A 13,396-nucleotide genomic window follows, 5' to 3' on the forward strand; every position below is an offset into this window, starting at 1 on the left:
GCCAAAGAGCCCCTGCGCCAGCGCGATCAGAGGCACGTCGTCGTACCGCGCGCCCTACTCGACGGCTTCCAGCTCCGCGAGCTTCGTCCGCGCGGTTGCCTCATCCAGCGCGACGAGCTCGCCCGGCCCGAGATTGGCCTCGCCCGCCGTCGCGACGGACACGACCGCAAGTCCGGCCAAACCGCCGAGCACGGCGCCGCCCATGGCCGCATCGTGCCGGGGGCTGCTCTTGATCAGGTAGAAATGCGTCCGGCCCGCCTCCATGACGATCTCGCGCTTGGTCTCGCCCGGAAACATCAGCTCGGTGAGCAGCACGTCGTGACGCCCGGCAGGCCGGTCGGCATAGGCATATTTCCCGGCCACGACTTTTCCGAGCGGCGCACCGTCGAGCTTCACCTCGCAGGCGCAAATGGCCATGCTCAGGCCGCTCCTCTTGTCCTGCAGGAACACCACACGCGCGTGCCCCGCGCGCGGAGGACCAACCTTTTTCGACACCGACGCAAAGTCCGTCCCAACCTGATTGCTGACGCACCCCGTCAGCATGGCACAAACGGCCAACAACAACGCAACCTGTCGCAGCATCACACGCCCCATTCCATTCCCCGGGGACATGCTAGTCGGAATCAGCGCAGGGTTGCAACCGATGCAGTATGACGACTTTGCAAAAACCGGAACGCGTGGCGGAGAAGCTAAAGCTGCTGCACGTCGACGACGCCTGCCACCGCCTTGATCGCGCCGGCGATCTGCGGCGAGACCTTGAAGCGGCCGGGCAGCTTCATCTCCACCTCGGTCTCGAGGTCGAGCATCAGCACCAGCGAGACCTCGCCGTCGCCGTTTCCGCGCGGTGCGATGCCCGGACTGCCGACCTTCGGCGCGCCGCCGTTGGAAGCCGCCATCTCGGGCCCGGCGAGACGCTTGGCAATCGAGTCCAGCGGCTTGGTGTCGCGCAGGAAGATGCGCAGCCCCTTCTGCGTCTTCGCCGCAGCATCATCGAGCGGCTCGGCATGCAGCACGCGGGCGCGGACGTCCTCGCCCTGAAGCTCGGCCCCGAGTTGCAGCAGCACGGCCGCGCCCGGCTCCAGCACGTCGCGATATTGCGCAAGGCCTTCCGAGAACAGCACCGCCTCGAAATGGCCGGTGGGATCGGACAGCCCCATGATGCCCATCTTGTTGCCGGTCTTGGTACGCCGCTCCATGCGCGAGACCACGGTCGCGGCAACCTTGCCGGCGGTGGCGCCGGTCTTCACGGCGCGCGAGAACTCGGCCCAGCTCTGCACCCGCAGCCGCTTCAGCACGGTCGCGTAATCGTCGAGCGGATGTCCCGAGAGGAAGAAGCCGATCGCGTCGTATTCGCGGCGCAGCCGCTCGGCCGGCAGCCATGGCTCGACCTGCGGCAGCATGATGGTCGGCGCATCCGCCGACATGCCGAACATGTCGTTCTGGCCGATGGTCGCAGCTTCATGCGCGCGCTGGCAGGCGGCGAGGATCGCATCCGCACCGGCAAAGACGCGCGCCCGGTTCGGCTCCAGCGTGTCGAAGGCGCCGGCGGCGGCGAGACTTTCGATGATGCGCTTGTTGATCGCGCGCGGCGAGACGCGCGCGGCGAAATCGGCGAGCGAGGTGAACAGGCCGCCCCGGGTGCGCTCCGCGATGATCTGCTCGATCGCCTGGATGCCGACGCCCTTGAGCGCGGCGAGCGCGTAGTAGATCGTGTTCTCGCCGACCTCGAAGGTCGCGCCCGACCGGTTGATGTTCGGCGGCTCGACCTTGATGCCGAGGCGCTGCGCCTCGGAGCGGAATTCGGAGAGCTTGTCGGTGTTGTTCAGATCGAGCGTCATGGACGCGGCGATGAACTCCACCGGATAATGCGCCTTCATGTATGCGGTGTGGTAGGACACCAGCGCATAGGCCGCCGCGTGGCTCTTGTTGAAGCCGTAGTCGGCGAATTTCGCGAGCAGCTCGAAGATGGTCTCGGCCTGCCCCTTCGGCACGCCGTTCTTAACCGCCCCCGCGACGAAGATGTCGCGCTGCTTGTCCATCTCGGCGCGGATCTTCTTGCCCATGGCGCGGCGCAACAGGTCGGCGTCGCCGAGCGAATAGCCCGACATCACCTGCGCGATCTGCATCACCTGCTCCTGGTAGATGATGACGCCGAAGGTCTCCTTCAGGATCGGCTCCAGCACGGGGTGCAGATATTCCGGCTCCTCGTCGCCGTGCTTGCGCGCGCAATAGGTCGGGATGTTCGCCATCGGGCCCGGCCGATAGAGCGCGACCAGCGCGATGATGTCCTCGAAACGGTCGGGGCGCATGTCGATCAGCGCCCGCCGCATGCCCTGGCTTTCAACCTGGAACACACCGACCACGTCGCCGCGCGCCAGCATCTGATAGCTCTCGGCATCGTCGATCGGCAGCGTGGCGAGATCGACATCGATGCCGCGCGGCTTGAGCAGCTTGCAGGCGACGTCGAGCACGGTGAGCGTCTTCAGGCCGAGGAAGTCAAACTTCACGAGGCCCGCCGGCTCGACCCATTTCATGTTGAACTGGGTCACCGGCATGTCGGATTTGGGATCGCGGTAGAGCGGCACGAGCTCGCTCAAGGGGCGATCGCCGATCACGATGCCGGCCGCGTGGGTCGAGGCGTGGCGGGTCAGGCCTTCGAGACGCTGGGCGATGTCGAAGGCGCGCGCCACCACGGGATCCTCGTCGCGGAACGCCTGCAGCTTCGGCTCGCTCTCGATCGCGGCGGCCAGCGTCACCGGCGCCGCCGGATTCTGCGGCACCAGCTTGGTCAGCTTGTCGACCTGGCCGTAGGGCATCTGCAGCACGCGGCCGACGTCGCGCAGCACGCCGCGCGCCTGCAGCGTACCGAAGGTGATGATCTGCGCGACCTGGTCGCGGCCGTAGCGCTGCTGCACGTAACTGATCACCTCGCCGCGGCGGTCCTGGCAGAAGTCGATGTCGAAGTCCGGCATCGAGACGCGTTCCGGATTGAGGAAGCGCTCGAACAGCAGGCCGAACTTGATCGGGTCGAGGTCGGTGATCGTGAGCGCCCACGCCACCAGCGAGCCTGCGCCGGAGCCGCGGCCCGGCCCGACCGGAATGCCGTGAGCCTTGGCCCATTTGATGAAGTCGGACACGATCAGGAAGTAGCCCGCGTACTTCATGCGCATGATGACGTCGAGCTCGAACGCCAGGCGCTTGTTATAGTCTTCTTCCGTCGTGCCCTGAGAGAGGCCGTGCACGCGCAGACGATTGGCGAGCCCCTCCTCCGCCTGCCGCTTCAGCTCGGCCGCCTCGACCGCGGCTGCGTCCGAGCTCGCCGCGGCGCCGACGGTGAAGAACGGCAGGATCGGCTTGCGCGTCATCGGCCGGAACGAGCAGCGCTCGGCGATCTCCACCGTCGAGGCCAGCGCCTCCGGAATGTCGGCGAACAGCACCGCCATCTCGGCGCGCGTCTTGAAGCGATGATCCGGCGTCAGCTGCACACGGTCGGTCTCGGCGATCAGCCGGCCGCCGGCGATGCAGAGCAGCGCATCATGCGCTTCGTAATCGTCGGTGGTCGCGAAATATGGCTCGTTGGTCGCAACCAGCGGCAGCCCCTTGGCGTAGGCGATGTCGATCAGGCCGCCTTCGACGCGCCGCTCCTTCTCGGCGTTGTGGCGCTGCAATTCGATGTAGAGACGGTCGCCGAACAGAGCAGCCAGACGCTCGCACCGCGCCCCGGCGAGCTCGGCCATGCCGCCGGCGAGCGCCAGTGAGATCGGCCCGTCCGGCCCGCCCGTCAGCGCGATCAGGCCCTCGGTCTCGCCCTCGAGCCAGTCGAGCTTGATGAACGGAGCATGGCTGTCGGGCGATTCCAGGAACGCACGCGAGTTCAGCCGCATCAGGCTGCGATAGCCGCGCTCCTGCGCGGCGAGCAGCACCACGCGCGAGGGTCCCATCGCGTTGCGCGCGTTGGGATCCTGGTCGCCGAAATCGATGGCGAGCTCGCAGCCGACGATCGGCTGGATGCCGGAGCCCGCCATCTTGTCGGAGAACTCCAGCGCGCCGAACAGATTGTCGGTGTCGGTCAGCGCCAGCGCCGGCTGGTGGTCCTTCTTGGCAAGCTCGGCGAGCTTGGCGATCTTGATCGAGCCCTTGAGCAGCGAATAGGCCGAGTGAACGTGAAGGTGGACAAATCCGGCGCTCGGCATGGTCGCGTGACGGCCTCTTGCAGATGAGATGGAGCGGTCGCCGGCGCCTCAAGGCATCATGCACTCGCGGCCGACTCGCCTCTCAATGGTGGGGTCTCACAGCTTGAGAGTCCACGCCGGAGCGGCCGCTTGGGCGCGTCGTCCCGCTTTTCCCCAAGAGGTCGGAGAAAGCCGGCCTACAGCTGCGGAATGACCTGGGCCCAAATCGCGATCATCCCGACGAACAGCGTGATGGACGCCAGTGCGGCGGCTTCTTCCACGAAAACCCTGAACATGGCCTGCTCCCCTGTTGGAACGTATGAAGAACATTGTTCTCATTTCGTTCTATGGAGTCAAGCGATCCGGAAGCCGCCGAAAGGAGATGGTTAACTCGCTGAAGACAAACAGCAAAAAAGCCCCGGCCGAGGCCGGGGCTTTCGTCAGCCGCTCACGTGGAGCGGTCAGTCTCAGTAACGGCCGATCATCGGGCCGCCGAACTTGTAGTTCAGGCGGACGAGACCCATGTCGATGTCCTGCCCGATGCGTTCGACAGCGCCACTGGCGAAGGTGACGTTGTGGTCGCCGAGGAAGATGTGGTTGTACTCGACGCCGACCGTCCAGTTCGGAGCAAAACCAAACTCCAGGCCCGCGCCAACCGTGGCACCCCAGCGGGTCTCGTCGGCCCGGTCGAGATTCGCACCCGTCACGACGCTGTAGACGTCGTACTTGTTGCTGACGACCGCCGCACCGCCCTTCGCGTAGAGCAGGACGTTGTTCCAGGCATAGCCAACCTGGCCTGTGATCAGACCGAACGCATCGACGCGCGTCCGGTTCCGCAAACCGGTGATTGCGCTGATGTTGTCACCCGAGAAGTCGGCCCAGTTGCCCTGGCCCTCGAGACCGAACACGAACTGGCCGGACTGAAAGCGGTAACCGATCTGGCCACCGACGGTGCCGCCGGTCGAGTTGTGGGAGCCTTCCGGACCGAAGCCGACCAGATCCCACGACGTGTCAGCCGAACCGCCGCCGCCGTTGATACCGATGTAAAAGCCGCTCCAGTCGTACACCGCAGCGATCGCCGCGGGCGGTGCTTTGGTGTAGGGCCGTGCCGCGAGATCTGCCGCAAGTGCCGGCGCAGCCGCGCTGAGCGCGACGAGGCTGACAGCTGCAAGCAACAAATTCTTCTTCATTTGATTCCCGTTCCAGTTTCTTCAGTGGGCCCCCCGGCCGTGGTGTCGTCATAACAGCGATCGACGGAATTGCTGTAACCACGAGGCAACAGGTGCGATCGAAAGGACCTTGCTCACTAACAAATGTTTATCGGCACGGGCGCGGAAACCCTTTGAAACAAGGGTCTTCAGCAATTTCAGTGTCGCCGAGGCGAGACAAACTGCATGCGCGCGCAACATCGTCGCGCGCACATTCGCGTGATGGGAGAATCAAAGACACGCTTGAGTTCCGCATCCAAATTGTCGCCATGTTTTCGCTCGCTTTCATCACATTCGCGCTCGCATCGATCGCACGCTCGCCCGCGCGCGTTCAGACGATCATCCCTTCTGCTCTAATCCGCGCTAACCGGCATGCGCGTCGCCGCCAGCGTCGGGCGATGGAGTTCGCTACCGCGAGGTGCGAACCGAGGCGCCGGAACGCTCTCGAATCGGGGTTGCGGGGGCCGGCCGCCTGTCCGCATGGGCGTGGGACTGCAAGTTGTGACCGCGCCGGTCATCGGATAGCGTCGGGCCTAGCCTTCCTTCGCGCAGTCGATCCTGCCATGCTCGCCCGTATCCTGCTCCTCCTGGCCTCGCTGCTCCCGGCCGCTTTGCGTGCCGAAGCAATGCCGGCCGAGAAAGCCGGCTTCGCCTCCAGGCTGACGATCTATCTCGCCAAGGGACCTGCCGACGCATGCGGGCCGGGCTGCGATCGCTGGATCGCCATCGAGGGCGAGATCGATCGGGAGGCTGCGCTGCGCATTCGCCGCTTCCTCGCCGCCGTCAAGGACCTGCAGCGTCCGATCTACGTTCATTCGCCCGGCGGCAACGTCGAGCAGTCCTACGCGATCGCGCGGTTGCTGCGCAGCCGCAAGGCGGTTGCCAGGGTTGGCCGGACGATCGCGACCGCCTGCGCCGCGGGCACGCAGGGAGACGCCGCTTGCTTGAAGCTCAAGAACGCGAGCGGCGAGGTCGAGGCCGAGCTCACCACGAACCGTGCCATGTGCAACTCGGCCTGCGCATACCTGTTTCTCGGGGCGGCATCGCGCGAGGTCGCCCCCGACGCCACAATAGCGGTCCATAATTCCAAGCTGGTGCTCGCCTTCGACGGACGGCCCGATCCGGCGGCGGTCGCGGAATACAGGCGCCGCCGGCTCTTGGCGGCCGATCGCGATCGCGCCGCGTTCATCGCCGCGATGGGAATTGGTCGCGAGCTCGATTCGCTGATCCGGACGGTGAAATTCGAAAGCCTGCACGTGCTGACGCGATCCGAGCTCCACGGTTTCGGCATCGACACGCGACCGCTCGCTGAGACAAACTGGTCGCTGGAGAAGGAGGCCCGGCCGTTCGTCCGCAAGATCGCGACCGCAAAGAAGGCGAACGGCTCCGCGTTCCGAACGATGGAGCTGCGCCTGTCTTGCGAAAGCAGCAAGGGCGCACCGCTGACGTTTGCGGCCGAGGTCGACGAAACGGCCACCGTCAAGAGCACGATCCTGATCACGGCGGATGCCGACAAGGAGAAGACGGCCGGAGGATCTCCGGTGCGGACCGGCAAGCACGAGGTCTGGCGCAGCAACATCGACCCCGACATGGTCAAGGCGATACTGGCCTCCCGCTCCCTGCATGTCCGCGAAACCACGCCGATCGCGGATGACAAGACGGACATCATGACATTCGAGCTCGACCTGGCGGGCCTGCCGTCACAATGGGCTCGGCTCAAGGCATCCTGCGGATTGCCGACGCCGGGCCCGACAAGCTCCTGGCCGACGACGCCTGGGAAAGCGGCTCCCTGGCAGGCAGTTCATTGGCCCGAGAGCCCTTGGACGCCCGCCCCCCAACTGACCGTCAGCACAAACCCTCGGCCCGCTCCGTCGCCTTGAAATGACGTCGGACATCGCCCCGGGCGGGCGATTCAACACGCAACATTCATTCAACCCTCATCGAGCAGGGAGCGGACCTTGGCGGCCAGGTCTTCGATCGCAAAGGGCTTGGACAGCAAATGCTTGCCGGCATCGAGCACGCCATTATGGACGATCGCGTTGCGCGTGTAGCCGGTGGTGAACAGCACTTTCAGATCCGGGTATCGTCTCGACAGCTCGGCCGCGAGTTCGGCACCGGTCATGTCGGGCATGACGACGTCGGTGAACAGCAGATCCGGAACGAAACCGCCTTCGATCTTGCCGATCGCCTCCCGGGCGCTGGCGGCCTCGACGACGGTATAACCAAGCTCGCGCAGGCTTTCGGACGAGATGCCGCGGACCCGCTCGTCGTCCTCGACGACGAGGATGGTCTCGCTCTGCGGACTTGCACCGGGATGTGGCACGCCGTGCGACGGGGTTGAGACAGGCTCCTCGCCCGCGAAGCGTGGAAGATAGATCTTCACGGTCGTGCCGACGTCCACCTCCGAATAGATTTTGACATGGCCGCCCGACTGCCGCACGAAGCCGTAGACTTGGCTGAGGCCAAGGCCAGTCCCCTTGCCGACGATCTTGGTCGTGAAGAACGGATCGAAGACCTTTCCCAGCACGTCCGCCGCAATGCCCGTGCCGTTGTCCGTCACCGCAATGAGCACGTACTGCCCCGGCTGCAGCGCGTATTCGCGGGCATATTTCCGATCTATCGAGGCGTTGGCGGTTTCGATCGTCAGCCTGCCACCCTTCGGCATGGCATCGCGTGCATTGACAGCAAGATTGACGAGAACGCTTTCGAGCTGGGCAGGGTCTGCCTTGACGCGCCAAAGGCCAGCCGCGAGGACCGTCTCGAGACGGACGAGCTCGCCGAGCGAGCGCTCGAGCAGCTCACTCATCTCACCGACCATCTTGTTGATGTCCACGACCTCGGGCGCAAGAGGCTGCTGCCGCGAGAACGCCAACAATCTTTGCGTCAACGTGGCGGCACGGTTCGCACCATCCGTTGCACTATCCAAGAAGCGGTCAATGTTGAGCTCGCCCTTGCCGAGCCGCCGCTTGGCGAGATTCAAGCTCCCGAGGATGACGGCCAGCATGTTGTTGAAGTCGTGGGCGATCCCCCCGGTCAATTGCCCGACGGCTTCCATCTTCTGCGATTGCCGCAATTGCTCCTCGGCCTTCATGCGCTCGGCGATCTCGTCGGCGACACGTTGTTCCAGCTCGGCATTGAGCGCTTCGAGCCTGGTCAGCAGTTGGGCATTGTCAATGGCCGTCGCGGCATGGCCGGCAATGCCGAGCAATGCGGATTCGTGCTCCTCGTGGAATCGACCGACCTCCGCATGACCGAAGAAAAGCCCACCGAGCACCTCGCCGCTGCGCGAGATCACGGGGACCGCAAGGTATGACCGGACCGGGAGATGGCCCTCGGGCATGCCTTTCCGCGGCGCATTCTTGCCATAGCGCGGGTCTTGCAGGATGTCGTCCGACCTCACCACGCCCGTGCCCTTGAAGGTCGGCTCGAACACGGCGGTGGCGCGCGGCATCGGGAAGTTTTCGAAAGCGGATCGCGGCACGCCGGACAGCGAATACAGCATGTAGCTGCCGCCGTCCGCGGCCAGGACGTTGTAGAAGAAGGCTCCGAACTGGGCGCCCGTCAGCTCGACGCCGGCATCCGTCACGATCTGCACGATCCTCTCGAGATCGCGTTCGCGGGCAACCGATGCTCCCGTGTCGTTGAGGATCCTCAGATGACGCTCGGTCTTCTTTTGCGCGGATATATCCAGCACGGTCCCGATGAATCGCGTGGCGTGGCCGTCAGAAAAGATCGCGTGACCCGTTGCGGCGATCCAGCGCTCGACACCATCCTCGATGCCGACGGTGCGGTATTCGATGTTGTAGCTTCCCGGAGAATTGGGCTGTAACGCGGTCGAGACGGCCTCATGGGCGCGCTGCCTGTCGTCGGGATGGATGCCCTTCAGGAATGAGCCCTCGTAGCTGACCTCGGCATCCGGTGAGAGACCGAACACCTCCTTGCAGCGGTTATCCCATCGAAGAATGTCGTTGACCGGATCGTAGTCCCAGGTGCCGATTCCGGCGGCCTTGTTGGCGAGGACGAGCCGCTCGGCAGCTTCGCGCGCCGCCTGCTCCGATCGGACGCGCTCGATGTGCGCCCATGATCGCTCCGTCACCTCGGTGAGCAAGGCAAGTTCGCGCGGCGTCCAAAGATGCGGGCCACGGTGATGAATGGCCATCAAGGCGGTCAGGCGCCCCTCCTTCACCAAGGGCATGCAGATCGTCGAACCGATGCCGATGCGCTGGAAGGTGGCGGCTTCCTCGGGGGCGATCTCCTTCAGATTGTCGTTGATGATGAGGGGGCGGCCGGCGCCCAGCTCTCGCACCGCCTTCTCGCCGAAGTCGGCAAGGCTGTAGTGCCCCACTATGTGCATCGCACCGGGGGCAGCCCAATCCCCGCGGATGGTGAAGCCGTCCTGATCAGGATCCATGTCGGCATAGGCGCAGTTGGAGACGCCGAGATACTCACCGACCATTCGCGTCGTCACTGCCATGACGCCGTCTGCATCGCGCGTCTTGGCCGTTTCCTTGTTGAGAGCGTCCAGGAAGAGGAGTCGCGCTTCGTTCTCGCGCACCGCGCTCTCGGCGCGGCGACGTTCAACGGCGGTGCGGGTGCGTTCGGCAACCTCGCGGATGAGCTCGAGCTCCGCCGGGGTCCATTCGCGCGGCGTGGCATTGTTGAGGTAGAGCAGCGCCACGACCCCATCGGGCTCGGAGATCGGCATGTTGACGAATGCGCGCGCCGAGATCGCCTCGAGAGCTCGGGCGCGGTCGCCGACGCGAGCGTCCTTTTCGGCATCGGCGCAGACGACCGTCTCGCCCCGCTTCAAGTCTTCGATATAGCTGCCATAGTCGCGAAAGCGCAGCACGCCGGCCAAGCTCAAGATCCCAGGCGCATTCCAGTCGCGCGCGATCGTGATGGTCTCGGCGGAGGTGTCGACGGTGCCGTAACCTGCCCGGCTGACATTGAGGCTGCGGCCAAGCAGCTCGGCCGCCGCATAGGCGAGATCGTCGGGGCTGCCGATCTCTCGAATATGATCGCCGAGGGTGGCCAAGACGGCGTTGCGGTCGGCCGAGGATCCCCCGGTCGCTGTCGTCATCGGTCAACCCCGAACACGTCCCTCGCTCCACCTGCACAATGATGAGACAGTAACTGTAGGTGGGGCCTTCGGTTCCCGGCGCGAGGGGCGGCTCAGCATCAAGACGCCTCTCGGGTCCTGCTCGGCCCAGCGCGCGATGCAGGTGGTCAAGTGTCTTCAACAACGGCGGGCTTAGACCGGCGTATAGATCACGAGCTTCAACGCGGGATCGTCATTGGCCTGGAAGCTGGTGTGCTCGAAGTGCAGCACGCCTTTGCTCGGATGGTTCATGGTCTTGCGGCCCGAGATGGTGCTGCGAACGTCGTGCGCCTCCCACCATTCGACGAATTCCGGACTGCTCTCGCGCAGCCGCGTCAGCAGCTCCGTGAAGGCGGGATCGCCGGCCCAGACGTCGTGATTGGCGCGAAACATCGCCACCATCGCCTTGGCTACGTCGGTCCAGCCGGCGCCGTAGGATTTTCGCGTCTGCTTGTTCGTCAACATAAGAAGCAGCGTGTTGCGATCCTGCTCCGGCAATCGCCCGAACCCGAACACCTCCTCGGCCGCATCGTTCCAGGCCAGCACGTCCCAGCGCCGGCCGGTGATGTAGGCCGGCTGATGCAGGCTCTCGATCATGCGACGAATGGGCGGAGGCACGATCTCGCGGGTGAAGGGGCTCCTTGCGGGCTCGCGCGCCAGCGCCTTGAGGTGGGCGTGCTCGGCCTTGCTGAGACGGAGGGCCCGGGCCAGCGCATCCACGGTGGTCACGGACGGGCTGACCGTGCGGCCCTGCTCGAGACGGATGTACCAGTCGACGCCGATGCCGGCGAGCTGCGCGACTTCTTCGCGGCGCAGCCCCGCGGTGCGCCGGCGCCGGCCCACCGGAAGCCCGACCGCCTTCGGCGACAGCTTTTCGCGGCGGGACCTCAGGAAGTCCCCGAATTCAACGCGGCGTGGATCGACCATGGCGGGTGTCCCGGCGATGGAGGGCCTATGAAATACTAGGATAATACCAGGCCTTCCTGACTTCCGCCAGGGCAGCGCATACGGACTTCACCCGACCTCGAGGTGAACATCATGAAAGCTGCCGTACTCAAATCCTTCGGCTCGCCGCTGGCGATCGAGACTGTCCCCGAACCGGTGCTCGGCACCGGCGAGGTCATCGTCGACGTCGTCGCGACGCGCGTGCTGTCCTACATGAACGAGGTCTTCGACGGGACGCGCAACTACGCGCTCGACCTGCCAATCATTCCAGGCCCAGGCGGCATCGGCCGCGTGCGCGCGATCGGTCCGGACGCGACCAGGCTTGCCGTCGGCAACTGGGTGTTCTGCGATCCGACAGTGCGCTCGCGCGATGACGCCGCGGCGCCGGATATCGCCCTGCAGGGCCTGACCGCCGCGGGACCCGGCGGCATGCGCCTGCAACAGCACTTTCGCCACGGCTCCTTCGCCGAGCAGATGCGGGTGCCGACCGAGAACGTCAAACCCCTCGGCCCGATCACGTCCGAGCAGGCGACACAATGGTGCGCGCTGGGCACGCTGCTGGTGCCCTATGGCGGCTTCCTTGCGGCAAACCTTCGCCCGGGCGAGACCGTGCTGGTGAGCGGCGCCACCGGCAATTTCGGCAGCGCCGCCGTCTCCGTCGCGCTGGCGATGGGCGCAGCCTGCGTGGTCGCGCCGGGCCGCAACGAACGGATCCTCGCCGACCTCGTCCGCCGCTTCGGGGCGCGGGTGAAGCCGGTCAAGCTCTCGGGTGACGAGGACGACGACCGTGAGACGATGAAGCGCGCCGCACCGGGGCCGATCGACTGCGTCTTCGACATCATGCCGCCCTCGGTGAGCCCGACTGTCGTGCGCGCGGCAGTCATGACGGTCCGCGCTTACGGACGCGTCGTGCTGATGGGTGGCGTCGGCATGGCGGGCGGGCCGGGCCTCGAGCTGCCCTACCCCTGGATCATGCGCAACTGCATCAGCATCCACGGCGTCTGGATGTATCCGCCCGATGCGGCCAGCCGCCTGATCGCACTGGTGCGTGCCGGGCTGCTGCGGCTGGAAGAGTACGAGACAGAGACCTTCGATCTCGACCACGCCAACGAAGCCGTGGCGCATGCTGCCGCCAATGGCGGACCGTTCAAATTGACGGTGATCAGGCCCTGAATTGTGAGGCGGCGACGGACCGCCGTCTTCGATTTTTTTCGGAAGTCTCACCAAGCACTTGGCTACTGTGCATGGGGTTGTTTTCGAGCTCTTTAGTCGAGTTCGACCACTTGGCCGTTCGACAGCGAGACGCGCCGGTCCATACGGCCGGCGAGCTCCATGTTGTGGGTGGCGATCAGCATCGACACGTGCGTCGCCTTGACCAGTTGCATCAGGGCCTGGAACACGTGCTCGGCGGTGCCGGGGTCGAGATTGCCGGTCGGCTCGTCCGCAAACAGCACGCGCGGCGCATTGGCCACTGCACGGGCGATGGCGACACGCTGCTGCTCGCCGCCGGACAGCTCGGCGGGGCGATGGGTGATGCGGTCGCCGAGGCCGAGATAACCCAGGATCTCCTTGGCACGCTTGACGGTCTCGGACTTCTTCAGGCCGCGGATCATCTGCGGCAGCATGACGTTCTCGAGCGCCGAGAACTCCGGCAACAGCCGATGCGACTGGTAGACGAAGCCGATATCGGTGCGGCGCAGCTGGGTGCGCTCGATGTCGGGCAATTGCGAGGTCGGTGCGCCCGAGACATAGACCTCGCCGGAATCGGGGGCTTCCAGCAGCCCAGCGATGTGCAGCAGCGTCGACTTGCCCGAGCCCGACGGCGCCACCAGCGCGACCGACTGACCGGCCCACAGCGCCAGCTTGGCGCCGTCGAGGATCGTCAGCGGCACCTCGCCCTGCAAGTACTGCCGCTTTATCTCGTGGAGATAAATGACCGGTACATCTTCTGCCCCCTGCTGCTGCTCCATCAG

General features: G+C 65.4%; 8 protein-coding genes. 2 read left to right on the forward strand and 6 right to left on the reverse strand.

The genetic code is table 11. The features are described from left to right. Positions 1-54: 54 nt before the first annotated feature. The 3 genes from I6F37_RS01025 to I6F37_RS01035 form a co-directional block, all read right to left on the reverse strand. A complete protein-coding gene (locus I6F37_RS01025; protein ID WP_225150044.1) occupies positions 55-495 on the reverse strand; it encodes a DUF2846 domain-containing protein in 441 nt (146 codons plus the stop codon). Between the two features lie 194 nt (positions 496-689). Further along, positions 690-4,193, reverse strand: a complete 3,504-nt coding sequence (gene dnaE, locus I6F37_RS01030) for a DNA polymerase III subunit alpha (RefSeq protein WP_225147148.1) — start codon at positions 4,191-4,193, stop codon at positions 690-692. Between the two features lie 446 nt (positions 4,194-4,639). Then, positions 4,640-5,362, reverse strand: coding sequence for an outer membrane protein (locus I6F37_RS01035; protein WP_036025267.1), 723 nt, complete (start codon positions 5,360-5,362; stop codon positions 4,640-4,642). A gap of 581 nt (positions 5,363-5,943) precedes the next feature. Here I6F37_RS01035 and I6F37_RS01040 point away from each other — a divergent pair. Next, a complete protein-coding gene (locus I6F37_RS01040; protein ID WP_225150046.1) occupies positions 5,944-7,260 on the forward strand; it encodes a hypothetical protein in 1,317 nt (438 codons plus the stop codon). A 50-nt stretch (positions 7,261-7,310) separates the two neighbouring features. Here the strand turns inward: I6F37_RS01040 and I6F37_RS01045 are convergent, their stop codons facing one another. Together I6F37_RS01045 and I6F37_RS01050 are read right to left on the reverse strand one after the other, a co-directional pair. After that, the gene (locus I6F37_RS01045; RefSeq protein WP_225150048.1) at positions 7,311-10,460 is read right to left on the reverse strand and encodes a GAF domain-containing protein; all 3,150 of its coding nucleotides are present in this window, start codon (positions 10,458-10,460) and stop codon (positions 7,311-7,313) included. Positions 10,461-10,631: 171 nt separating this feature from the next. Further along, entirely contained in the window at positions 10,632-11,405 is a 774-nt protein-coding gene (locus I6F37_RS01050; RefSeq protein ID WP_225150050.1) for a helix-turn-helix transcriptional regulator, read from the reverse strand. Between the two features lie 111 nt (positions 11,406-11,516). Here I6F37_RS01050 and I6F37_RS01055 point away from each other — a divergent pair, with 111 nt between their 5' ends. Then, complete coding sequence (locus I6F37_RS01055) at positions 11,517-12,596, forward strand: zinc-binding alcohol dehydrogenase family protein (protein WP_192893193.1); 1,080 nt, start codon at positions 11,517-11,519, stop codon at positions 12,594-12,596. Between the two features lie 92 nt (positions 12,597-12,688). Here I6F37_RS01055 and I6F37_RS01060 read toward each other — a convergent pair whose 3' ends face one another. Then, positions 12,689-13,393 (reverse strand): ABC transporter ATP-binding protein, encoded by a 705-nt coding sequence (locus tag I6F37_RS01060; RefSeq protein WP_036010093.1) that lies wholly within the window; start codon positions 13,391-13,393, stop codon positions 12,689-12,691. Positions 13,394-13,396 lie beyond the last annotated feature (3 nt).

Source organism: Bradyrhizobium sp. NBAIM08, from assembly GCF_020193935.1.
In the GTDB taxonomy this organism is placed as follows: domain Bacteria; phylum Pseudomonadota; class Alphaproteobacteria; order Rhizobiales; family Xanthobacteraceae; genus Bradyrhizobium; species Bradyrhizobium yuanmingense.